25 protein-coding genes and 1 pseudogene are annotated in these 23128 nt (G+C 34.4%); 15 read left to right on the plus strand and 11 right to left on the minus strand.

The features are described 5' to 3' along the window. Positions 1-123 precede the first annotated feature (123 nt). On the minus strand, positions 124-1362 hold the full coding sequence (locus tag H3U97_RS02200; RefSeq protein WP_232343714.1) for an MFS transporter: 1239 nt from the start codon (positions 1360-1362) through the stop codon (positions 124-126). Between the two features lie 458 nt (positions 1363-1820). Between H3U97_RS02200 and H3U97_RS02205 the strand changes: the two genes are divergently transcribed. After that, positions 1821-2285 carry a DUF3597 domain-containing protein gene (locus H3U97_RS02205; RefSeq protein WP_086319752.1) on the plus strand — a complete coding sequence of 155 codons (465 nt, stop codon included), beginning with the start codon at positions 1821-1823 and terminating at the stop codon, positions 2283-2285. An 89-nt stretch (positions 2286-2374) separates the two neighbouring features. On the opposite strand, the gene pth is transcribed toward H3U97_RS02205, so the two are convergent. Then, entirely contained in the window at positions 2375-2959 is a 585-nt protein-coding gene (gene pth / locus H3U97_RS02210; RefSeq protein WP_086361658.1) for an aminoacyl-tRNA hydrolase, read from the minus strand. Between the two features lie 77 nt (positions 2960-3036). Beyond that, positions 3037-3984: a ribose-phosphate pyrophosphokinase gene (locus H3U97_RS02215; RefSeq protein ID WP_086319756.1), complete on the minus strand. Its 948-nt coding sequence runs from the start codon at positions 3982-3984 to the stop codon at positions 3037-3039. Between the two features lie 260 nt (positions 3985-4244). Here H3U97_RS02215 and trmB point away from each other — a divergent pair, with 260 nt between their 5' ends. The 7 genes and pseudogenes from trmB (at position 4245) to relA (ending at position 11356) form a co-directional block, all read left to right on the plus strand. Further along, on the plus strand, positions 4245-4949 hold the full coding sequence (gene trmB, locus H3U97_RS02220) for a tRNA (guanosine(46)-N7)-methyltransferase TrmB (protein ID WP_198197865.1): 705 nt from the start codon (positions 4245-4247) through the stop codon (positions 4947-4949). 15 nt (positions 4950-4964) lie between these two features. Further along, positions 4965-5690 (plus strand): oxygen-insensitive NADPH nitroreductase, encoded by a 726-nt coding sequence (nfsA, locus tag H3U97_RS02225; RefSeq protein WP_198197868.1) that lies wholly within the window; start codon positions 4965-4967, stop codon positions 5688-5690. Beyond that, positions 5687-6850, plus strand: a complete 1164-nt coding sequence (gene agp, locus H3U97_RS02230; RefSeq protein WP_198197870.1) for a bifunctional glucose-1-phosphatase/inositol phosphatase — start codon at positions 5687-5689, stop codon at positions 6848-6850. Before nfsA ends, agp begins: the two co-directional genes overlap by 4 nt. Positions 6851-6911: 61 nt before the next feature. Further along, positions 6912-7052, plus strand: a pseudogene (locus H3U97_RS02235) (galactose-1-phosphate uridylyltransferase); the annotation flags it as partial. 204 nt (positions 7053-7256) lie between these two features. Then, entirely contained in the window at positions 7257-7745 is a 489-nt protein-coding gene (gene coaD / locus H3U97_RS02240) for a pantetheine-phosphate adenylyltransferase (protein WP_198197874.1), read from the plus strand. A 15-nt stretch (positions 7746-7760) separates the two neighbouring features. After that, entirely contained in the window at positions 7761-9092 is a 1332-nt protein-coding gene (gene rlmD / locus H3U97_RS02245; protein ID WP_198197876.1) for a 23S rRNA (uracil(1939)-C(5))-methyltransferase RlmD, read from the plus strand. Positions 9093-9097: 5 nt separating this feature from the next. Next, on the plus strand, positions 9098-11356 hold the full coding sequence (relA, locus tag H3U97_RS02250) for a GTP diphosphokinase (protein WP_198197878.1): 2259 nt from the start codon (positions 9098-9100) through the stop codon (positions 11354-11356). Between the two features lie 45 nt (positions 11357-11401). Here the strand turns inward: relA and folA are convergent, their stop codons facing one another. Continuing rightward, positions 11402-11902, minus strand: coding sequence for a type 3 dihydrofolate reductase (gene folA / locus H3U97_RS02255; RefSeq protein ID WP_232343716.1), 501 nt, complete (start codon positions 11900-11902; stop codon positions 11402-11404). 10 nt (positions 11903-11912) lie between these two features. Further along, complete coding sequence (locus H3U97_RS02260; RefSeq protein WP_065651551.1) at positions 11913-12977, minus strand: MJ1255/VC2487 family glycosyltransferase; 1065 nt, start codon at positions 12975-12977, stop codon at positions 11913-11915. Positions 12978-13231: 254 nt separating this feature from the next. Here H3U97_RS02260 and H3U97_RS02265 point away from each other — a divergent pair, with 254 nt between their 5' ends. From H3U97_RS02265 to H3U97_RS02290, 6 genes are all read left to right on the plus strand, one after another. Next, positions 13232-13600: a hypothetical protein gene (locus H3U97_RS02265; RefSeq protein WP_065613913.1), complete on the plus strand. Its 369-nt coding sequence runs from the start codon at positions 13232-13234 to the stop codon at positions 13598-13600. 130 nt (positions 13601-13730) lie between these two features. After that, positions 13731-15293: a multicopper oxidase family protein gene (locus tag H3U97_RS02270; protein WP_198197880.1), complete on the plus strand. Its 1563-nt coding sequence runs from the start codon at positions 13731-13733 to the stop codon at positions 15291-15293. Between the two features lie 138 nt (positions 15294-15431). Next, positions 15432-15770 (plus strand): hypothetical protein, encoded by a 339-nt coding sequence (locus H3U97_RS02275; protein ID WP_198197882.1) that lies wholly within the window; start codon positions 15432-15434, stop codon positions 15768-15770. Positions 15771-15857: 87 nt separating this feature from the next. After that, on the plus strand, positions 15858-18587 hold the full coding sequence (secA, locus tag H3U97_RS02280; RefSeq protein ID WP_198197884.1) for a preprotein translocase subunit SecA: 2730 nt from the start codon (positions 15858-15860) through the stop codon (positions 18585-18587). 117 nt (positions 18588-18704) lie between these two features. Continuing rightward, a complete protein-coding gene (gene mutT, locus H3U97_RS02285; protein ID WP_065651493.1) occupies positions 18705-19109 on the plus strand; it encodes an 8-oxo-dGTP diphosphatase MutT in 405 nt (134 codons plus the stop codon). A 236-nt stretch (positions 19110-19345) separates the two neighbouring features. Continuing rightward, positions 19346-19561: a DUF4177 domain-containing protein gene (locus tag H3U97_RS02290; RefSeq protein ID WP_065651494.1), complete on the plus strand. Its 216-nt coding sequence runs from the start codon at positions 19346-19348 to the stop codon at positions 19559-19561. Between the two features lie 95 nt (positions 19562-19656). Here H3U97_RS02290 and H3U97_RS02295 read toward each other — a convergent pair whose 3' ends face one another. The 5 genes from H3U97_RS02295 to H3U97_RS02315 are packed head-to-tail and all read right to left on the minus strand — an operon-like array spanning position 19657 to position 21579. Further along, positions 19657-20046, minus strand: a complete 390-nt coding sequence (locus H3U97_RS02295) for a multidrug efflux SMR transporter (protein ID WP_065651495.1) — start codon at positions 20044-20046, stop codon at positions 19657-19659. Next, positions 20046-20399 carry an EamA family transporter gene (locus H3U97_RS02300; protein ID WP_065577586.1) on the minus strand — a complete coding sequence of 118 codons (354 nt, stop codon included), beginning with the start codon at positions 20397-20399 and terminating at the stop codon, positions 20046-20048. Before H3U97_RS02300 ends, H3U97_RS02295 begins: the two co-directional genes overlap by 1 nt. Continuing rightward, the gene (zur, locus tag H3U97_RS02305) at positions 20387-20821 is read right to left on the minus strand and encodes a zinc uptake transcriptional repressor Zur (RefSeq protein WP_065577587.1); all 435 of its coding nucleotides are present in this window, start codon (positions 20819-20821) and stop codon (positions 20387-20389) included. The genes H3U97_RS02300 and zur overlap by 13 nt, the downstream gene beginning before the upstream one ends. A 19-nt stretch (positions 20822-20840) precedes the next feature. Then, complete coding sequence (locus tag H3U97_RS02310; protein WP_086353825.1) at positions 20841-21116, minus strand: RnfH family protein; 276 nt, start codon at positions 21114-21116, stop codon at positions 20841-20843. A gap of 1 nt (position 21117) precedes the next feature. Next, on the minus strand, positions 21118-21579 hold the full coding sequence (locus H3U97_RS02315) for a type II toxin-antitoxin system RatA family toxin (RefSeq protein WP_198197887.1): 462 nt from the start codon (positions 21577-21579) through the stop codon (positions 21118-21120). Positions 21580-21612: 33 nt separating this feature from the next. Here H3U97_RS02315 and smpB point away from each other — a divergent pair, with 33 nt between their 5' ends. Then, positions 21613-22095 (plus strand): SsrA-binding protein SmpB, encoded by a 483-nt coding sequence (smpB, locus tag H3U97_RS02320; protein ID WP_065577589.1) that lies wholly within the window; start codon positions 21613-21615, stop codon positions 22093-22095. A 26-nt stretch (positions 22096-22121) separates the two neighbouring features. Here smpB and H3U97_RS02325 read toward each other — a convergent pair whose 3' ends face one another. Next, positions 22122-23120 (minus strand): substrate-binding domain-containing protein, encoded by a 999-nt coding sequence (locus H3U97_RS02325; protein WP_198197888.1) that lies wholly within the window; start codon positions 23118-23120, stop codon positions 22122-22124. Between the last annotated feature and the right edge of the window lie 8 nt (positions 23121-23128).

Raw genomic sequence — 23128 nt, forward strand, 5'->3', positions numbered from 1 at the left:
GTTGAAGCCCATGATTATGGGCTTTTTTATTTTCTAAATTTACATATAAAAATAGCGTGATATACACGCTATTCTTCTTTTTATATTTATAGTTAGGATGTGTGTCTATAAATAATTTGCGAATTACTTGTTATTTTTTTGGCTACGTTGATATAACAAAGAACACATTATGATAGCGCCAATGATATCTAAAAAGCCCATGGTAATAAAGAATGGTTTAAAACCAATAGTTTCAACAAACTGCCCAACAACTATAGTAAATAAGAAACTCGCTATCCAAGCAGAACTACCTCTCAATCCATTCACCGTTGAGACTTCTTTACCAGAAAAGTTTTCAATAACTTGAATAGTTAACATCGCCGATAACATTTGATGACCCCATGCGCCAATTGCAATTAATGCAATAGCCGTATAAGGACTTTCAGTTAAACTAGCAAAAGCCATTGATAACATGAAGAATGCTGCACCTAAATAAGTTGTACATGCTGCATTTATTCGAGAAAGACCAAAATGTTTATTTAACATTCTAGAAAAATATCCAGATGATAATCCACCAAAATCGGCAGCAAGAAATGGAATCCAGACAAACATTGCCATCTCTTTCAATTGCATGCCTCGTTCGGTTAATAAATAATATGGTACCCAGAAGTTAACTGCTGCCCATGCAGGCTCAGCTAAAAATGCAGGAATAGCAATACCATAAAATTTCTTTTTACTAACCACTTGTTTAAGAGCAACCCAAATATTTTTATTTTGCTGGATTTCGCTATCATCCTGTTCAGAAAGAATATATTTCTTTTCAGCTTCAGAAATAAAACGACTTTTGGATGGTTCACTAAAGAAGAAAAGCCAAATTCCAGCCCAAATTATTCCTAAAGAACCAGGAATTAAAAATGCTAACTGCCATCCGCCAAATTGATGAATTGTATAAATCAAAGGAGGAGCAATCATTGCACCTAAAGAAAAACCGACCATACTCCAGCCATTAGCTATAGCTCGCTCTTTTTTCGGAAACCATAAACTAATTACTTTTGCATTAGCAGGAGCAACGACTGATTCAGCACCACCCATAACAAAACGTAAAATAGCCAAATGGATCCATGCGCCAGCGCCAGCATGTAGTACACACATAACTGACCATATTACAACCATAATTGCAAATCCAATACGTAGGCCTATTACATCAACAAACCATCCAACGATAGGTTGAAAAATGGTATAAGCTAATTGGAAAGCCCCTGTAATATAAGAGTATTCTTTAGGTGTAATATTTAGATCTCGTATAATTTCCTGAGCCATAATGCCTAAAGCATTTCTATCAACATAATTGAGGATAACACCCGTCGCAAATAAAATAATCATAAGCCAACGGATATATCCTCCTGACTTCAATATGGCACTCATAATAACCTCTAGTTTTAATGTAAATTTCTAAAATATAATTAGTGTCACCAAAATTGGTAAACCAAATATTACCGTTATTTTTCATTATAGTATTCCAAAATTAATCCAAATCGTGATTTGGATCACATAATAATAGAATTGGTATAATATCTTAATGTGTTTTTATGACGTGAATGAAGAATAAAGACTATTAATTTATGCGTGCCCATTGAGTTAAAAAAACAATTAATCGAAAATGGTAGATAAGATAGTTATGGTTACAATGAAGCAGAAAATACTAATATTACAAAAAATGCTATTAAATGATTGTGGTTTTGACATAATTTATACTTAACCGCTATACTTAAGGGGATATTTTCTACATCTATATCGTTAAGCAGTTTTTTAATAAGCAGTTTAAACATAAGGGGTGTAATATGGGTATCTTAAATAATATTTTTTCAAAAATATTTCCAAACGCACAAGCCGCTGTAGGTCATGCTAAAGATGCAGTGAAAGAGCAAGTTGATAAAATCACTGACACAGTAAAAGACAAAACTTCAGATAATACTTCAAGTAATAACACAAATAATAGTAATTCCGATCAAAATCAACAAAACACATCGGACAACAAAGCGCCGATATCTGAGATCGATGTCATGTCAATTTTGGATAATTTAGCTAAAAAATTTCCAGAAAAACTTAATTGGAAAACATCTATTGTTGATTTATTGAAATTATTAGGTATCGATAGTAGTTTAGATGCACGTAAAAAACTCGCCACCGAACTTAATTATACCGGCAGTACTGACGATACCGCATCGATGAATACATGGTTAATAAAAGAAGTAATGAAGAAAATAGCTGAAAAAGGTGGTAATGTTTCTCATTTATTTTCTTAATCAGAATTGATACGTGATTTGTTATCCACCTGTTTATCAGGTGGATTTTTTTATAGTCAATTAATTAAAACACGCTATTGTTAACAACTTTAAGCTTTAAATGCATGCAAACGATTCATCGCACTTTCAATTCCATCAGTTAATAAAATATTAGTACAATAGACTGATTCATCAATAGCTTTATCAATTAATTCTTGCTCTGGTTTAGAGGGTTTATTTAAGACATAACCAACTACTTTATTTTTATCGCCTGGATGGCCAATTCCAATTCTTAATCGATAGAAATTCAGATTATTGCCAAGTTTACTGGCAATGTCTTTTAAGCCATTATGGCCACCATGACTACCGCCAAATTTTAATTTGGCAATCCCTGGATTAAGATCTAACTCATCATGAGCAATTAATATCTCATCAGGCTTAATTTGATAAAAAGAAGCCATTGCTTGCACTGCTTTACCACTTAAATTCATAAAGGTAGTTGGTACTAACAAACGAACATCATGCCCATTGATGTTAATTCGAGAACTATATCCAAAAAATTTAGGATCATTTTTTAATGGTTGATTATAACGTTCAGCAAGTAAATCAACATACCAAGCTCCCGCATTATGGCGAGTTGCGGCATATTCATTACCCGGATTGGCTAACCCTACAATTAGTTTGATTGTTGACATAATAGTTTAATCGTTAATTATCCTGTTATTACAAAAAAGCCCCTAATAGGGGCATTTATCTAATTCAGAAGAAAAGATTATTGATGGAACATTGCTGAAATCGATTCTTCGTTACTAATACGTCGAATTGCTTCAGCAAGCATACCTGATAATGTAAGTTGACGCACATTTTTCAATGCTTTAACTTCCGCAGTTAATGGAATTGTGTCACAAACTACAATTTCATCAATAGCAGAATCTTTAATGTTACTTACAGCTTTTCCTGAGAAAATTGGGTGGGTCGCATAAGCAAAGACACGTTTTGCGCCACGAGCTTTTAATGCATCAGCCGCTTTACAAAGTGTTCCTGCCGTATCGATCATGTCATCAACTAAAATACAATCTCTATCAGCAACATCACCGATAATATTCATCACTTCTGCTTCGTTAGCACGTTGACGACGTTTATCAATAATCGCCATATCTGTATCATTTAAAAGTTTAGCTATCGCACGAGCACGAACCACACCACCAATATCTGGAGATACCACGATTGGGCGTTCAAAATCACGTTGCAACATATCTTCTAAAATAACAGGGCTACCAAACACATTATCAACGGGTACATCAAAGAAGCCTTGAATCTGTTCAGCATGAAGATCAACGGTTAAAACCCTATCAACACCTACAGTCGATAAAAAGTCAGCAACAACTTTGGCTGTAATAGGCACACGGGCTGAACGTACGCGACGATCTTGTCTTGCATAACCAAAATAAGGAATAACAGCAGTAATACGACCAGCAGATGCTCGACGCATCGCATCAATCATCACTAATAATTCCATTAAATTGTCATTGGTAGGCGCACAAGTTGATTGGATAATAAAAACATCTTCACCACGGACATTTTCATTAATTTGGACATTTACTTCACCGTCACTAAAACGGCTAACAATAATATCACCAAGAGAAGTATAAAGACGATTAGCTATACGTTTTGCTAGTTCGGGTGTGGCGTTACCAGCAAAAAGCTTCATATCAGGCACGAGAAATCCTCAAGCATGTAATCATGATTACATAAAACGTAATCGGTTAAATCGGGATCACAATTATATAATCATTTACAGATTATGCTCAACCACATTATAAAAATTTATTAAAAATATTTTACATTCATCACATTAATCTATAAAAAACTAGGTTAATAAGATGTTTTTTTGAAGTGAATAAAAAATCAGGTAAACTACTATATAGCTAAGATGATCAATTATCTTAATAATCTATTTAACCTAACAGCAGATACGTAATGAGTGAACAATTAGACACAAATAACCAAGTAACAGAATCTAAACGAACAATACGAAGTTTTGTATTAAGACAAGGCCGTTTAACTAAAGGACAACAACAGGCTTTAACGCATTTATGGCCTATCTATGGTGTTGAGTACAATGCTACCTCACCAATTGTTTTTAAAGATAATAAACCGGTGGTGTTTGAAATCGGTTTTGGAATGGGCGCTTCATTAATTGAAATGGCAAAAAATGCCCCATCCAAGAACTTTTTAGGTATTGAAGTCCATAAACCGGGCGTTGGAGCTTGTTTAATGGCAATTGAGGAAAATCAATTATCTAATTTAAAAGTTATGTGCCATGATGCCGTTGAAGTGTTAGAAAACATGATACCTGATAACTCATTAGATAAGGTGCAAATTTTCTTCCCCGATCCATGGCATAAAGCAAGACACAATAAACGTCGAATCATTCAACCTAATTTTGTTGCTTTAATTCATAGAAAATTAAAGACTGATGGTATTTTACATTTAGCTACCGATTGGCAACACTATGCAGAGCATATGCTTGAAGTATTAAGTCAAGCAGAAGGATTCAAAAATTTATCTGCAACTAACGACTATATTCCAAGACCCGAAGATCGACCTATTACCAAATTCGAAAAACGCGGTCAAAATCTAGGGCATGGTGTTTGGGATTTGCAATTTATAAAAAAACAGTGATATCAAGGAGCTGTTATGCAAAATGAGACAATTGATTTAATTTGCCAACGTCGTTCAATTCGGTCTTATAAATTAACGCCATTAACGACTGAACAGATTGATGCAATTATTCAAGCGGCACAATCGGCTCCAAGTTCAAACTTTTTACAATGCGCTACCATCATTAGAATCACTGATAGTGTGAAAAGATCAGAATTAGCTCATTATTCAGGCGATCAGAGTTATATCGTTCAAGCGCCAGAGTTTTGGGTATTTTGTGCCGATTTTAACCGCCATTTTCAAATTGATGCTACTATTCCACTTGAAAAAGCCGAGCAACTTCTAGTGGGTTGTATTGATACCACACTTATGGCTCAAAACGCGGTTATTGCAGCACAATCATTAGGTTTAGGTACGGTGTACATTGGCGGTTTACGCAATAATATTGCTAAAGTGAGCGAATTACTTGCGCTACCTAAATATGTTCTTCCTTTATTTGGACTTTGTATCGGTTATCCTGACCAAAATCCAGATCTAAAACCAAGATTACCGAAAGAATTAGTTTTTTTTGAAAATCACTATCAACCAATCAATCACCAATTATTAGCTCAATATGATACTCAGATGCGTCAATACTATGAGCATCGACTGACTAATCAAAAAACCAATGGTTGGAGTGATAAAATTGCAGAAACAATTAGCAAAGGGCAACGAGATTTCGTTTTAAATTATTTGCATAAACAAGGATGGATAACTAAATGAAAAAAGATCAATACCAATTAGATAAAGTTGTAATACTAAGTCGTCATGGAATACGCACTCCATTAGCAAACACCATAGAGTTTTTAGAAAAAGCTAGCCCATTAAAATGGCCAAGTTGGGATCATGCTTATGGTTATTTAACTACCAGAGGAGGTGTTTTAGAATCTTATTTTGGACATTATCTATCGCAATGGCTTGAACAACAAAATATTAAGCTTTCACAGGAAAATCCTGACATATATGTTTATGCTAATAGTCTTCAAAGAACAGTTGCCACCGCGCAATTCTTAGTTACAGGGGCTTTTGCGGGTTATGATATCCCGGTTAACCACAAATATACCATTGAAAAAATGGACCCTATATTTGATCCAAGTGTACAAGATGATTCACCAGAATCTAAACAAGCATTATTAAAAGATATTGATGATGCAGATAAAGCTGAATCAATTTTCAAAAATTTAGCGCCAGCTTATGCGATGCTATCGGATATTTTGGACTATAAAAATTCACAATTATATGCTGAATATCAATGTGATTTTGCTGATATTCCTTATGATCTTCATTTTGTAAAAGATGAAGAGCCAGAATTATTAGGGCCTCTAGCAATTGGTATTTGTGCTGTTGATGCTTTCTTATTACAGTACTATTCAGCTTTTCCTAAAGAACAAATTGCATGGGGAAAAATAACCAGCCACGAACAATGGCAACAACTTATACAAATTCGTAACCACTATATTAATTTAGTTTTTCATTCCAGATCTATAGCTCGAAAAAATAGTGCGTTATTAATTAATATGATAGATGATCTGTTACACCAAAAGAATAACAAGGTAAATTTACTCGTTGGCCATGATAGTACCATTGCTGCACTACTTGGTGCCTTGGATTTTGCCGAATACCAACTTCCTAACCAATGTGAAAATACACCAATTGGTGGTATGGTTATATTACAACGTTATCGTAATAAAGCATCGGGGGAATATTTGTTTAAAGCTGAATACGTTTATCAAAGTTTTGAACAACTTTACACCGCGCAACCACTTGATATCAATCATCCACCACAACATTACCAACTTCAGCTAAAAAATGCCGTAGCAAATAGTGATGGTTTTTATCAGTGGCAAGATTTTGAAACTCGCTTAAAAGAATTTAAAAAATAAATAAATTAGATTGTCTATAAATGTTTAAAGTTTAAACGATTAGACAATCTAAATATCTCCATTACGTTCAACCAGTATTAAAAAATTCATGGTCGGTGATGAAATGCTAGCAGAAACACAACAAGATCTAAACTCAGAACAAACTGCCGAAATATTGCGCAACATTAGTGATGTATACGACAAAGATAAAACTAATAAATAACGAGTATTTTATAGTTAAAATTAGTTATAAATTGGATATAAAACAACTAACACTTCTGTTCACCTCAATATTTTTATAATTATAAAAAATATTGAGGAAAAGGGTTTTTAAGGATAAAAATCGAAGATTTTACATAGTTAAACTAACAATCTAGGTTAAAATTAGGTATGATATTCCCCTATTCACTAATGGATAATAAGATAGATGAAAAGCAAAGCGCTCACAGCGATTTTTCCGGGAACATTTGATCCAATTACTAATGGTCATATCGACCTAATTACCCGTGCATCGCAATTGTTTCCCCGTTTAATTGTAGCTATAGCGCAAAATCCAAATAAAAAAACGCTGTTTACTTTAGAAGAACGAGTAAACTTAGCCTCAACATCGGTTGAACACTTATTGAATGTGGAAGTGATTGGCTTTGATAATCTTATGGCTGACTTCGCCCAAAAACATGCAGCGACAGTGATAGTCAGAGGAGTGAGAACAACTCACGATTTTGAATACGAAAGACAATTAGCTGAAATGAATCGAGCATTAAAACCTGATTTAGATACTATCTTTTTAATGCCATCTATTGCAATGGGATTTATTTCATCGACTATTGTTAAAGATGTTACTTTGCATGGTGGAGATATCTCTAATTTAGTACCTTTACATGTCAAAACAGAGTTACTAAAACGGCTAACATAATTTCAATTTATTAATATGGTTAATTTTTACACCCCCACAAAAAAGAAGTTTACTCCACAAAAATTGACAGTTACTGTCACTAATTTAGATGCGTTCGGTCAAGGTGTCGCAAATCATAAAGGTAAAACAATTTTTATAAAATCTGCTTTACCCGATGAAACTGTTGATATTCAACTAACTGATGATAAAAAAAATTATGCCAAAGCAAAAGTTATAAAATACCACAATCACAGCCAACAGCGAGTTAAACCACAATGTAAGTACTATACAAAATGCGGTGGCTGTGAATTACAACATATTTCATCAAATTTACAGCAACAAGCTAAATATGAAGCCTTAATCAAACTATTGCAGAAAGAAGCTGGGGCGGAGTTGGACTATAAAGACAATTCACCTAATATCATTGCCGACCAACCATATCATTATCGTAGGAGAGCTAGATTATCAATTAATTTTGTTAAAGGTGAATTATTCATCGGCTTTAGGCAGGCAGAATCAAACCAAATTATAAATATAGAACACTGTCCGGTATTAGTTGAACAATTAGATAAATTATTAATGCCATTACAGTCTTGTTTAAGACAAATTAAACAAAAAAAATCGCTTGGACATATTGAATTAATTGCCGTCGATAGTGGCATTATCCTTGTATTAAGACACACCATGCCACTAACAGAGCAAGATAGCATTTTATTAAAACAATTCGCTAAAACTCACAATATTTCACTCTATTTTCATGGTCATGACCTGATTCATATTAGTGGCGCCACTGAACATTATTATCTGATTAATCATCTTAAATTAACTTTCAGTCCACTCGACTTTATACAAGTTAATAGTCAAATTAATCAAAAGATGATTGATAAAGCCTTAGAATGGTTAGATATAACTTCGGATGATAAAATACTCGACCTATTTTGTGGTATGGGTAATTTCTCATTACCTATGGCAATAAAAAGCCAATCAGTCACAGGTATTGAAGGTGTTGATGCGCTGGTTGAAAAAGCCAAGATCAATGCTAAACTTAATAAAGCTAAAATTGGTGCTAAAACTCAGTTTTTCACCTGTAATTTAGAAGATAAACAGCAATTTTCAATATGGAATCAGTCAAAATTTGATAAAGTATTATTAGATCCTGCTAGAGCCGGTGCTTATAATGCTACAGCAGAAATTGTTAAGATATCACCTACAAAAATAGTTTATATTTCATGCAATCCTGCTACATTAGCTAGGGACTGCAAGCTATTTATTGAGGAAGGATACAACATTGCAAAAGTTGCTATTTTGGATATGTTTCCACAAACTAAGCACATTGAATCAATGTTGATGTTAACTAAATCAGGATAATAATTATGGTATCAATTAGAGGCGCCCATCAACAAAATGACGAGCATTATACTCTCGCACAGTTTGATGTTGAACAATGGGCAAAACAAGAACTGTTATTAACCAATATTGAATCTTATCAAAAGTTTAAAGATATTTGGGATTTTTGTTTTGAGCATAGCGCTGGTGCACCAGAGCAAGTCAATTGCTTCCAAAATGCAATTGAAATGGTTGAAATTTTATCAACCTTAAATATGGATATTAATAGTTTAGCAACCGCCCTTTTACTACCTTTCTTTGATACTAAAATTATCTGCCGTGAAGATCTACCTGAAAATTTTGACCGTGAAATTATTCATATTCTCTCTAGTGTTGTCAAAATGAAGGACATTAGGCAACTCCGTGCTATCCGTAATGGTCATGCAACAAACGAACAAATTGATAGTATTCGTCGTATGTTACTTGCGATGGTTAATGACTTCCGTAGTGTAGTCATTAAACTAGCGGAGCGTATCACTTATTTACGTAATTTGATGCATGCACCTAAAGAAGATCAAGTGCTAGCTGCTAAAGAGTGTTTTAATATCTATGCCCCCTTAGCGAATCGACTCGGTATTGGTCAATTAAAATGGGAGCTTGAAGATTTCTGTTTCCGTTATTTACATCCTGACCAATATCGTTTTATTGCCCATAAATTACATGAGAAACGTCTAGATCGCGAATCATATATCAATCAATTTGTTAACAATTTACAGGATATGATGAATAAAGATCATATTCGAGCCGAAGTTTACGGTCGCCCTAAACATATCTATAGCATATGGCGAAAAATGGAACGTAAACATCTACAATTTGAAGATTTATATGATATTCGAGCGGTACGCATCATCTGTGAGCGAATCGAAGACTGTTACAATGCTTTAGGTATCGTACATAGCCATTATAAACATATTGCAAAAGAATTTGATGACTATGTTGCCAATCCAAAACCCAATGGATATCAATCAATTCATACCGTGGTTTATGGTCCAAATGATAAAACTATTGAAATTCAAATACGTACCGAACAAATGCACAATGATGCTGAATTAGGTGTAGCAGCGCATTGGAAATACAAAGAAGGTAGTACAGATAAAATGACTGCCTACGATCAGCGCATTTCTTGGCTACGTAAATTATTAACTTGGCAACAAGAGATGTCAGAAAGTGGTGAAATTCAGGAAACTGTGCGTAGTCAAATTTTTGATGATCGCGTTTATGTATTTACACCAAAAGGTGATGTTGTTGACTTGCCTGCCGGTTCAACACCGTTAGATTTTGCTTATCACATTCATAGTGATGTTGGTCACCGTTGTATCGGCGCTAAAGTTGCGGGTCGCATAGTACCGTTTACCTATATATTAAAAACGGGCGATCAAGTTGAAATTATCACCCAAAAACAACCTAATCCAAGCCGCGATTGGCTAAATCCAAATACTGGATTTGTAAATAGCAGCCGTGCACGAGCAAAAATACAAGCTTGGTTTAAAAAACAAGATCGAGATAAAAATATAGCTGCTGGTCAACAAATTTTAGAAAATGAATTAGAACCGTTAAATATTAGCCTAAAAAGTGTCGAAAAGATTCTGATTAGTAAATATAACGCCCATTCGTTTGACGAAGTATTAGCTGGGATAGGTAGTGGAGATGTTAGAATTAACCAACTGGTTAATTTTATTAATGCCCAATTTAATAAGCCAACAGCTGAAGAGGAAGATGAAGCTGTTCTTAAACAGATCACCCAAAAATCAACCTCTCAAGCCAAAAATACCAATAAAACATCATCGATAAAAGGTGGTGAAATTATTATTGAAGGAGTAGATAATTTACTCTATACCATTGCTAATTGTTGTCGCCCTATCCCCGGTGATCCAATTGTCGGTTTTGTTACCCAAGGACGAGGTATTTCAATCCATCGTTCAGACTGTGAACAGTTGCAAGAGCTAAAAAATCATGCTCCAGAACGAATCACCAGTGCGGTATGGAGTGGTAATCATAACGCAAGTTATACGATGGTCATTCGCATCATAGCTAGTGATAGAAGTGGTTTATTGCGAGACATAACAACAATTTTAGCTAATGAAAAAGTAAATGTCTTAGGTGTTTCGAGTCGCATAGATATGAAACAACAAATTGCGACGATTGATATGGATATGCAAATTTTTGATCAGGACTCTCTTGAAAGAGTTATGAATAAAATTAAACAACTTTCTGACGTGCTGGAAGCAAAACGCTTACAAGCATAATAATTCGGTTGCCGCTAGTATGTGAGTGGCAACCTTATCTATTGATTAACTTCGCTGTAAAATCTCAAATTGGTAATCATAACAATTTTTATCATCCGCTTTATGATTTTCTGAATAAATTTGTTGCCATGATGTTTGTGAATAATCAGGAAAATAAGTATCGCCCGTCAATTTGGCATCAATATGCGTTAAATAAAGTCGATTAACTAAAGGTAATACCTGTTGATAAATATTACCACCACCTATAATAAAGGCTTCTTCTACTTGTAGTTGATTAATAATTGATATTGCCTCATCAATCGATTTAACCCAACTAACATTAGCATTAATTGACGTATTACTCTCAGCCTGTCGACTGATGACAATATTGTGGCGATTAGGCAATGGTCTACCAATAGATTCAAACGTTTTACGCCCCATAATCACCGGTTTATTTAATGTATTTTTTTTAAACCACGCTAAATCTGCAGGCATGTGCCATGGCATTTGATTGTTCATACCAATCACACGATTATCAGCCATTGCAACAATTATACTTAATATCATTGTAGTTCCTTTATACATAACCTAAAGATTTAATGCGTTCACTAACATTACTCGGAAATTTAGTCTGCGACCACAGTCTTTGGCTTAAAGAAAGTAATGTCTCTTTTTGACCTGAAACAATCCAATTCGCTAATTCAGTCGCTACATCAGGATAAATAATAGCTTTAGGTGACGGTAGACCAAGCCAGTATTTCAACTTCATATTATTTAAATGTTCCATAACGGTTGCCATGTCTAAAGACTGCAAACATTGGGCATTGTAAACTTGTTCAAATTGACCTGCTACTGGTTTAGTTAAAATCTTTTTACCCAAAGATAATGCTTCTGAAATTAGAGCAAATCCAGTATTTGAAATAATACCAGAACAACTTAATAGAGCTTGAGTAAAATTATCTCGACTTAGCGGTTGCAATAAAATATTGCCATGCGCAGAAGATTGTTTTATCTCAGGGTGAAAACAACTAAATTGATATTGCGAAAATTGACTTAATAATCCAGTAATTTCAGTTAAATCTTCAAAAGGCAAATAAACGATAATTTTACCATCTTCAGTTGGTGGTGTAGCAAATGAATCAATCATTGGTGGAATCAATTTATGACCAAAATGGAACCAATGTAAACCAATAGGTTGTGTAACTGGAGCATAGTATTTCATAATCACATTTGCTATCGTGCCATATTCTTTAGGCTTGAGATATTGGCAAACAGACTGATTACTGATACCTAAACATTCTCGATTTTGATGATGTGCAGCCCAAGCACTAACTGGTTCAAAATCACTAATAATACAGTCATATGCAGATAAATCTAAATCACGAACATCTTTAATTAATCTAAAAGCCCGAATTCTTTGGATAGTTTTACGAAAATTGATTTTGCCATTAAGCGTAGCAAATGAAAGACCAGCAAATGTTCGGTAGTTGCCAAAAGCTTGCATATCAAAATAATCTTTAGGATCACGACCACTTAAAATATAGTCAACATCCGCTCCAGCCTTTTTTAAAGCTTTGGCTAATGTTCGACAACGACTGATATGGCCATTTCCTGTTCCTTGTACTCCAAAAAGAATTTTCATATCGCTATTATTCATAATGTTTTTTATGCGAATATGATACCAGAATCAATTATATTTGGCTTATATATTTTTATGATCATCTTGTACTAAATAACCATTAATATACCAATTATTGTTGATGTTACAGATTGAAAGATTGGCGATTATTAGCAATTGAAGTTGAATAAAACTTCCACTTGTCAAAATAGTATAAATTTAGTGTTTTCTCTAGTAAAATAAATACAAGGTTTGCTAGATTAATTGCGTGATAAACAATGTCATTAGCCATAAACAAAAAGAAAGTGAATATTTTAATTATATCGACAATCTTTTTGTTTTTTTATTCTATTTGGCATGTTCCACTCATTATGTCCAAACCTTGTACTGTTCATCATTCACCTAGCTTACAATCTTTAAGGGTGAACGCAAATCATCACTCTCCAGTAATTGATTTGCCGACTTCTAAATCAACAAAACCTTTTATTAGTGAATCAGTTAATCATTGTTTTGCTTGTGGCATGGCTATTGCTAATTATAGTGTTAATATTGATTATCCGATTTACCGTGAACAATATCTACCAACAAATTTTATTCCTGAATATAAAGAATTTATTCCTGAGTTAAAACCACCAAAAATTAGCTAATTTACGCTCTGTTAAATATTAGTAATAAATACTGGAAATCAATAACACGTTAGCTTGCTGAACGACTAGACGAGTTGGGAGAGCTAACTACTAGTTATTATTTAACTAAATAAATGATTATAGGAATACTATGAAACGCCGAAATTTTATAATGAATATTACCGCTGCCGTTGGTGGTTTAATTGCAACTAAAGCCATTGCCAAATTGGATCATTCATCAATGTCTGACATGGTTTGTGATGTTAAATCTGATAATTGTGATAAGGGGGACAACATGCACGATCATATGAATATGAATATGAATATGAATATGAATATGAACAACAAACAACCACAAAAACTATTATCTACTTCAGCACTACCAAAAGGTCATGATTTACCCAAATTCCAGCTGTTAAAAAATAGTAGTCATCAATCAGGTATATTTGAAGCTACTATTGAAGCCAAACCTGTAAAAATTGTATTAACGCCTGATATCACTACAGAATTTTGGGCTTACAATGATTCAATACCTGGGCCACTTATTGAAGTTTATGAAGGTGATAAAGTCAAATTGACAGTAAAAAATAGACTGTCACAATCAACAACGGTGCACTGGCATGGTTTACTTGTGCCATCAAATCAAGATGGTAATCCACAAGATGAAATACCTGCAGGCAGTGAACGTATTTACGAATTTGCCATTCCCGAAGGCAGTGCAGGTACCTATTGGTATCATCCTCATGGTCATAACACCGTTGCTGAACAAGTCGCTAGAGGATTAGCGGGAGTATTTATAGTTCGTAGTAAAAAAGACCCTTTAGAATCTTTACCGGAACTAAATTGGTTTTTCTCAGATCTGAAACTGACAGACAAAGGAGAAATTGCCGATAACTCAATGACTGATTGGATGAATGGTCGAGAAGGACAATTTGTATTAATTAATGGTGGTTATCGTCCAAAAATGAAAGTTAATACTGCAACACGTGTTCGTGTTTGGAATGCCTGTTCTGGACGTTATCTTAACCTTTCAATTCCAGGTTGTGATGTCTTTTTAGTGGGTAGTGATGGTGGATTGATGCCTGAACCAATTTCCCTTGAAAAGCCACTATTATTATCACCTGCCGAACGCGCAGAATTGGTAATTTTACCCAAACAAACCGGTACGGTTTACTTACAATCAATTGGTTATGATCGCGGTAAGATGGGAAATGTACCACCAGAACAAGATATAATACTTGCTGAATTAGAGCTACAACAAGCGAATTCAATTGTTTTACCTTCGCCATTACGAACTCTACCTAAAATTGGTGAAGCAAAAGCGCATAAAACACTTGAATATACAGAGGTCATGGACAAGAGCGAACCAAGAGGTGGCATGCTGTTTTTAATTAATGGCAAACGCCATGATATGAAACGAATTGATCTAGAAAGCAAAATCCATGATGTTGAGGAATGGACAATATTTAATAATTCACATATGGATCATAATTTCCATATTCATGGTACACAATTCACGGTTGTATCGCATGAATTTGATGGTAAAAAATATCCACCAGAATATGTTGCATTAAAAGATACCATCAATTTACGTCCTCACGAAAAAATCACCATAAAAATTCAACAAAATATGCCAGGATTACGCATGTATCATTGCCATATTGTTGAACATGAAACACTCGGTATGATGGGACAATTAATGGTTAAGGATTAGTTAACTATATACCCACTATAAAACATGGTGGGTATTTTTAATTACTATTACCATAAAAATTCGAATATTCAGACAGTTTATTAATCAATAATAGTTTTTCATTTTGGCAAAAAATGCTAAGATACTGCGGTTATGACTATGATTAATTACTGGCAACATATAAGTAAACGCCTTATTATTAAAACCGCATTATCGCACTTATTATTAGGTGTAATTGCTACTGGGTTCGGTTTTGACCAACAAAATGCGTTACCAGTTCAATCAGTTACTACTCAAGTTGGTATTATTGCGATTACCGAAATAGTTCAAGATCAGCAAATTCCAACTAAAAAAGCCTCGCAAATCTTATCTTTGTCACCAAAACAGCATTACGATAAGCAAATTATCGTGCGAAATTATGACGAAGTTAGTCCAAATACTGTTATTCGATTATCTCCCTATAATGGAATAAGAGCCGGTCCAAACGCTACCGCTTAATAGATTTTACATAATCAAATTAATTAATTTATTCAATAAGGTTTAATCCTTATATCTCCCATTATAAAAAACAATAAGAGAAAAGTTATGTTATTAAAATTATTAACTAAAGTATTCGGTAGCCGTAATGAACGCGTATTAAAATCTATGCGTAAGCGTGTTGAAACCATCAATGCCCTTGAACCAGCAATGGAAGCATTAAGCGATGACGAACTTAAGGCAAAAACTAACGAATTTAAACAAAAAATTGCCGACGGTACAAAATTAGACGATATATTAGAAGAAGCTTTTGCCGTAGTCCGTGAAGCAAGTAAGCGTGTATTTGGTATGCGTCATTTTGATGTGCAATTAATTGGTGGTATGGTTCTAAATGAACGTTGTATAGCTGAAATGCGTACCGGTGAAGGTAAAACATTAACCGCAACGTTGCCTGCTTATTTAAATGCGTTAACCGGTAAAGGGGTACATGTTGTCACAGTTAATGATTATTTAGCACAGCGTGATGCTGAAAATAATCGCCCTTTATTCGAATTTTTAGGATTAACGGTGGGAATCAATTTACCTAATATGCCACCACATATAAAACGTGAAGCTTACAATGCCGACATCACTTATGGTACTAACAACGAATATGGCTTTGACTATTTGCGCGACAATATGGTCTTTAGTAAAGATGCCCGAGTACAACGCCCACTTCATTATGCGTTAGTGGATGAGGTCGATTCAATTTTAATTGATGAAGCAAGAACACCACTGATTATTTCTGGTCAAGCTGAAGATAGCTCAGATAGATATGTTAGTATCGATAAAATCATTCCACATTTAATCCGTCAAGAAAAAGAAGATTCGGATCAGTTCCAAGGTGATGGAGACTTCTCAATTGATGAAAAATCTCGTCAGGTTAACTTAACCGAACGAGGTTTAATTAAGGTTGAAGAATTACTAATAAAACAAGGCATTATGAAAGGTGATGAATCACTTTACGCACCTAGTAATATTGTACTAATGCACCATGTTAATGCAGCGCTTCGTGCCCATCACTTATTCCATCGTGACGTTGATTATATTGTTAGAGACAATGAAATCGTTATTGTTGATGAACATACAGGCCGTACAATGGATGGTCGTCGTTGGTCTGACGGTTTACACCAAGCGGTGGAAGCTAAAGAACATGTTAAAATTCAAAATGAGAATCAAACATTAGCCTCTATTACTTTCCAGAACTATTTCCGTCTCTATGAAAAATTAGCCGGTATGACAGGTACTGCTGATACCGAAGCTTTCGAATTTAACCAAATTTATGGTTTGGATACCATTGTTATTCCTACCAACCGACCTATGGTAAGAAAAGATCAGCCTGATCTTGTCTATATGACCGAAAAAGAAAAGATCGATGCTATCGTGGCTGATGTACAAGCTTGTGTTAAACGAGGACAACCGGTATTAGTCGGTACTGCATCTATCGAGAAATCAGAGCTTGTCTCACATGCCTTTAAAAAAGCAGGCATCAAACATAATGTTCTTAACGCCAAATTCCATGCGCAAGAAGCCGAAATTATTGCTGACGCAGGTAGTAAAGGGGCCGTAACAATCGCAACGAATATGGCTGGTCGTGGTACAGATATTATGCTTGGTGGTAACTGGCAAAGTGAAGTTGCAAAATTAGAAAATCCAACTGAAGCAGATATCGAAAAAGCGAAACAAGCATGGCAAGCGAAACATGAAGAAGTTATTGAACTAGGTGGATTATATATTCTTGGTACTGAACGTCATGAATCACGCCGAATTGATAATCAATTACGTGGTCGTGCTGGTCGTCAAGGGGATCCAGGTGCTTCTCGCTTTTATCTATCATTAGAAGATCCATTAATGCGTATCTTCGCATCGGATCGTGTCGGTAATATGATGCGTAAATTTGGTATGAAAGAAGGCGAAGCAATTGAACACCCATGGATTACGAAAGCTATCGCTAATGCTCAGAAAAAAGTTGAAAGTCGCAACTTTGATATTCGTAAACAATTACTCGAATATGATGATGTAGCCAATGATCAACGTAAAGCTATTTATAGCCAACGTAATGATTTATTAGATAACGTAGATATCAAAGAGACAATTGATTCAATACGTGGGGATGTATTTTCGACGGTTATTGATCAATATATTCCACCACAATCGATTGAAGAAATGTGGGATGTTGCTGGATTAGAAGCAGCCTTAAAAAATGATTTCGATTTAGATTTACCTATCGCTAAATGGCTTGATGAAGAGCAAAATCTTCATGAAGAAAATTTACGTGAACGCATCTTACAACTTGCACAAGATAAATATCTTGAAAAAGAAACTGCAGCTGGCGCTGACGCCTTCAGACAATTCGAAAAAAGCGTTATGTTACAAACACTTGATACGTTATGGAAAGAGCATTTATCTGCTATGGATTATTTACGTCAAGGTATTCATTTACGAGGATATGCACAAAAAGATCCTAAACAGGAATACAAACGTGAATCATTCAATATGTTTGCCAATATGTTAGAATCTTTGAAATATGATGTAATTGGTATTTTAAGCCGCGTACAAATTCGTTCACAAGAAGAAGTTGATGAAGCTGAACGTCAACGTCAAGCTGAAATTGAAAGATTAATGGCGAAACAACAGGCTAACCATGAATCAGTGACCGGTATTGATGGTGAGAATGATGGGCAAGCATCAAATTCATCACAACCGATTGTCCGCACGCAAGCTAAAGTAGGACGTAATGATCCTTGTCCATGTGGATCTGGAAAAAAATATAAACATTGTCATGGAGCTGTTAATTAAGCCAAAAATTTAGTATGATTAAACAATATTGATGTTTAAATCAACGAATTTTGTTACTTAAAAATCAAAAGGGAAAGCATAGTCTTTCCCTAACTTTAATCATAAACAGACAGGACCATGAAAAAACATACTGAAATTGCTGTAGGTATAATTCGTTCACAAGATTGTCAAATTTTTATCACCCAACGCGGTGAAGATTCTCATCTTGCTGGTTTTTGGGAGTTCCCTGGCGGAAAAATCGAAACTGGTGAAACACCTTATCAAACATTAGAACGCGAAATAGCCGAAGAAGTCGATATCCACATTCATCAGGCTCAATTTTTAAAAACCTTTGAACACAGTTATGATGATCGCGATATCACAATTCATGCCTACTTAGTAGAAGAATGGGATGGCGTCCCTTTTGCGAAAGAAGGGCAACCAAGCCGTTGGATTGATCAAGAAGATCTGAATGCAGATGAATTTCCTGATGCTAATAGACTAATTATTGAAATGCTTAAAAATTTAGATAAGCAAATTTAATTTATCACTAATATTAGTTAAGAATTTGGCTTGTCAGCTATTCTTAGCTAAGGTCTCACCAAAAATTTCATTGTGATTTAATTTGCTATACTTCGACCAAAATTGATTAAAATTCAATCATTCATTTCCCTGCCACTGGATTAATATCCCCAATATGCGTATTATTAACGCGATTTTCTCTTAATTTTGACAATTATTAGAGATTATCTTGTTTATTTTAAGAAGGTATAAAAACAATGAAAGAATATAAAGTAGTAATTTATCAAGAAGGCGCTTTGTCTTCAATGCTCTTAGGTGCAGCTAATGCAAATCCTGAAAAATTTGGTGCTTTTTTAAATGATAATGCACAACAAGGTTGGCGTGTTATAACAATGCAAAAAGATATGCGCCGTTTGTTTTTATTCTGGCGACGAGAAGCTTACTTAGTTGTAATGGAACGAGATCGTAGCTAATAAAATAGAATAAAACCTTTTCTATATTACTATTAGGAATCAATGCAAATTAACTATATTGATTCCTATTAAAAAAGTGATTATCTTAATACTATTTATTCTACTGATTTACGATGTAACCTCTGCTCAGCCAAAGCAAGAAAAACAATCCCAACAATAATAGACAATGCCCCTAGTAGGCGCGTAAGCGTAATTTGTTCATTAAATGCAACAACCGATACAAACATCACAGTAACAAGTTGCAAATGCGATGCAGCAAAAGCTGGGCCAACTGGCGCTTTTTTTAACAATACCATCCAAGTGATAAATGCTCCAGCATATCCAACCATAACTAAATATGCCCACCCATGACTAAAAATCCTTAACAACCAACTCATATTTGCTTCAAAAGGCAAGGCTGAGATAGCCGTAAGTTTAAAAAAAGTTTGCCCAAAAGTATCAAAAAAGAGTAACAAGACAAAACCGATGATATAAAATTTTTTCATTAAGTTAATCCTACTAATATCACACCGGTAGTTATAAAAAATATCCCTAGCAACCGAAAGGGGGTTAGATGTTCTTTAAATAAGATACGTCCAGCAAGCATCACGGTGATCATATTAAAAGAGCCTAATAAGATCCCTTGTGATAGTGGCACTTCGCTTAAAAAAGCCAACCAAAACACAAAACCAATGAAATAAGAACCAAATCCTAACCACAGCCATATATTACCGAATAATTTCTGCCAATAACGGCCGTCTTTATCATTAGAGGTCACTGCGGCATATTTGAAAGCAATTTGCCCTACTGTGTCACAAACAATATTAACTAACCATAATAAAATAATTAAGGTTGACATGAATGACAAATTCCATGAATTTCAAGCACACTATGTTTTATTAAAAATTCACTTTGCGTCGCTAGTAACTTCAGTTGACTTTCAATATTTTCAGAGTGCTTTTCAATAATCTGATGACAATTATCACAAATAAATAAAATGGATATATGTTGCGGGTCATGAAAATGAGGACAAATAATATAACAGTTAGTTGACTCCACCTTATGAATAAAACCTTGTTCAAGTAAAAATTCCAGAGCACGATAAATTGTTGGTGGTTTAGCTTGTGGTTCACTGACTTTTAAAAGATCTAAAAGATCATATGCGCTCATTGCTCTATTGGCTTTAAGCATAATATTTAAAACGGTTTTACGCTGAGTGGTCAGCTTAATACCTCGTTTTTTGCATAAAGTTTCAACTTTTTCAATCAGCAAGTTATGCATTCAGTTCCCTTCATTCTATTTATTTCTTTTTCAATGCCGCTTTCTTTCGTCGAATCTCTTTCGGATCATTGATTAAAGCTCGATATATTTCAATACGATCACCATCTTTTACTTGTTCAGTAAGCTCACAGCGTTTGCCATAAATACCGACAAAATGACCATCTAATTGGATATTGCATAATGATAAGATATTGGATTTTGCAATTGCTTGCAAGACATTCGTTTGTTCATCAACTGAACAATCAATAATAGTCGGCTGATTAGGTAGCGCATATACAACTTGAATATTTATCATTTTAATATATCTGCCTTGCTCTTTGCGAAAATGCTTTAACCATATTGGTCATCACTTCTTTAAAAATAGGAGAAAAAACAGCGCCCATTAATTTATTATTAAATTCAAAATCTAAACTAAAGCTAATTTTACTGTTTTGGTTATCCAGTTGAGTAAATTGCCATCGTCCTTTTAAATGTTTAAATGGACCATCTAACAATGCCATATCAATTGAATTAGGTTCATTAATCTTATTTATGGTAGTAAATGATTTTTTAAAGCCTAATTTTTCAACTTCAATAAAAGCAGTTAGAATGTTATCTTGTTTGCTAATAATCCCAGTTGCGATACAATCAGGGACAAATTCGGGGTATTTAGCTATATCGTTAACCAATGCAAACATTTGTTCGGTTGAATAAGGCTCGATCACCTCATGAAAAACATATGCCATAATAATAAAATTAAAAGTTAAAATTAGTGGCATATAGTATCATGTAACTCTATAATAACGCACATTATGACTAAGAAAAAATCACATAAGCCGGGTTCGGCAACTATTGCATTAAATAAACGTGCACGCCATGAGTACTTTATTGAAGAGGAAATTGAAGCAGGTTTATCCCTCCAAGGTTGGGAAGTAAAGTCCCTGCGAGCAGGTAAAGCGAATATTAGTGACAGTTATGTGTTACTAAAAAATGGGGAAGCATGGTTATTTGGTGCAACAATAACACCATTAAATGTTGCGTCTACACATGTCGTATGTGAACCTATGCGTACTCGAAAATTATTACTTAATGAACGAGAATTAAACTCGCTATTTGGCCAAATTAACCGCCAAGGTTACACCGTTGTGGCATTATCCTTGTATTGGAAAAATGCGTGGGCAAAGGTAAAAATTGGTGTCGCAAAAGGTAAAAAAGAGTACGACAAACGCACCGATATAAAAGAAAGACAATGGCAAGTTGACAAAGCTCGCATAATGAAAAATGCCAACCGCTAATCTTACTTACAACAGCAAATCTTAAATTAACGATGGCGTATAATTTTTGGCTGAATAAAAAATGCCTGATGTTTTAATTCTTTAAAATTTAATAAATCATCAATGACATTCACACAAGTCAGCGCCATCTTCTCAAAATCCTGTTCGATTGCATGTATTGGATAGTAACAATAATCAAGAAAACTATTGTAATCATAAGAGCATAAATAGATCTGCTTTGGATCAATTTTAGCTTCGACCAAATAACTCAGTACCTCTTGCAGTAAGTTACCTGATGGTGTAAAAATAGCTTTTGGTACCCTACCCAATTTTTGATGAACATTTTTCAACAATTGGTAACCTTTATTTGGACAATAATCATCACTCACCAGCCAATCACTATCAACTTTTAATCCAACACATTCTAAACCTTGCTTAAATCCCTTAAGTCTAGCTTGAATTGACGTTAACTGAATATCACAACCAATAAAATAAAATTCATCTAACTTTTCGGCATAAGGTTTGATTAAATCAGCTACAGATTGCAGTGCTTCGCTAGTAATAAAAGGTAATGTCGTATCTTTTAGATAACGGTCAAAAAGCAATACTGGTGTATTTTGATTAATATCGACATAAAATTGATCACCATCTAATGATGTTACCACAATCATTGCATCAACTTTACGTTCAACTAAATTTTGCGCAACTTTAAGTTCAACTTCTTTATTATAATGACTACAAGTGATCAATAATTGAATATTTTTTTGCCGGAAGCAAGCTTCTAAATGATGCAAAAACATTGAAAAAAATGAATTTGACATATCAGGAACAATAACACCAATAGTATTGGTACTGTTAGCTTTAACTAAATATTGATGAATATGTGATTGATCGCGGTATTTTTCCGCAATAGATAAAACTCTTTGCCTAGTTTGTGGAGAAATACGATATTTTTTATCTCGTTTATTAAATATATGACTGACGGTCGTTGCCGACACGCCAGCCAAACGAGCAATATCATTAATTTTCAGTTTATTACTCGCCATATACTAAT

Source organism: Gilliamella sp. W8128, assembly GCF_016100545.1.
In the GTDB taxonomy this organism is placed as follows: domain Bacteria; phylum Pseudomonadota; class Gammaproteobacteria; order Enterobacterales; family Orbaceae; genus Gilliamella; species Gilliamella apis.

Coding starts and splice junctions, on each gene's coding strand:
- relA (WP_198197878.1), top strand. CDS start 9,098: ATGGTATCAATTAGAGGCGCCCATCAACAAAATGACGAGCATTATACT.
- nfsA (WP_198197868.1), top strand. CDS start 4,965: ATGCAAAATGAGACAATTGATTTAATTTGCCAACGTCGTTCAATTCGG.
- coaD (WP_198197874.1), top strand. CDS start 7,257: ATGAAAAGCAAAGCGCTCACAGCGATTTTTCCGGGAACATTTGATCCA.
- H3U97_RS02270 (WP_198197880.1), top strand. CDS start 13,731: ATGAAACGCCGAAATTTTATAATGAATATTACCGCTGCCGTTGGTGGT.
- pth (WP_086361658.1), bottom strand. CDS start 2,959: ATGTCAACAATCAAACTAATTGTAGGGTTAGCCAATCCGGGTAATGAA.
- H3U97_RS02275 (WP_198197882.1), top strand. CDS start 15,432: ATGATTAATTACTGGCAACATATAAGTAAACGCCTTATTATTAAAACC.
- H3U97_RS02200 (WP_232343714.1), bottom strand. CDS start 1,362: ATGATTATTTTATTTGCGACGGGTGTTATCCTCAATTATGTTGATAGA.
- trmB (WP_198197865.1), top strand. CDS start 4,245: ATGAGTGAACAATTAGACACAAATAACCAAGTAACAGAATCTAAACGA.
- H3U97_RS02290 (WP_065651494.1), top strand. CDS start 19,346: ATGAAAGAATATAAAGTAGTAATTTATCAAGAAGGCGCTTTGTCTTCA.
- zur (WP_065577587.1), bottom strand. CDS start 20,821: ATGCATAACTTGCTGATTGAAAAAGTTGAAACTTTATGCAAAAAACGA.
- H3U97_RS02315 (WP_198197887.1), bottom strand. CDS start 21,579: ATGCCACTAATTTTAACTTTTAATTTTATTATTATGGCATATGTTTTT.
- folA (WP_232343716.1), bottom strand. CDS start 11,902: ATGATATTAAGTATAATTGTTGCAATGGCTGATAATCGTGTGATTGGT.
- H3U97_RS02265 (WP_065613913.1), top strand. CDS start 13,232: ATGTCATTAGCCATAAACAAAAAGAAAGTGAATATTTTAATTATATCG.
- H3U97_RS02310 (WP_086353825.1), bottom strand. CDS start 21,116: ATGATAAATATTCAAGTTGTATATGCGCTACCTAATCAGCCGACTATT.
- smpB (WP_065577589.1), top strand. CDS start 21,613: ATGACTAAGAAAAAATCACATAAGCCGGGTTCGGCAACTATTGCATTA.
- secA (WP_198197884.1), top strand. CDS start 15,858: ATGTTATTAAAATTATTAACTAAAGTATTCGGTAGCCGTAATGAACGC.
- H3U97_RS02325 (WP_198197888.1), bottom strand. CDS start 23,120: ATGGCGAGTAATAAACTGAAAATTAATGATATTGCTCGTTTGGCTGGC.
- rlmD (WP_198197876.1), top strand. CDS start 7,761: ATGGTTAATTTTTACACCCCCACAAAAAAGAAGTTTACTCCACAAAAA.
- H3U97_RS02295 (WP_065651495.1), bottom strand. CDS start 20,046: ATGAAAAAATTTTATATCATCGGTTTTGTCTTGTTACTCTTTTTTGAT.
- mutT (WP_065651493.1), top strand. CDS start 18,705: ATGAAAAAACATACTGAAATTGCTGTAGGTATAATTCGTTCACAAGAT.
- H3U97_RS02300 (WP_065577586.1), bottom strand. CDS start 20,399: ATGTCAACCTTAATTATTTTATTATGGTTAGTTAATATTGTTTGTGAC.
- H3U97_RS02260 (WP_065651551.1), bottom strand. CDS start 12,977: ATGAAAATTCTTTTTGGAGTACAAGGAACAGGAAATGGCCATATCAGT.
- H3U97_RS02205 (WP_086319752.1), top strand. CDS start 1,821: ATGGGTATCTTAAATAATATTTTTTCAAAAATATTTCCAAACGCACAA.
- agp (WP_198197870.1), top strand. CDS start 5,687: ATGAAAAAAGATCAATACCAATTAGATAAAGTTGTAATACTAAGTCGT.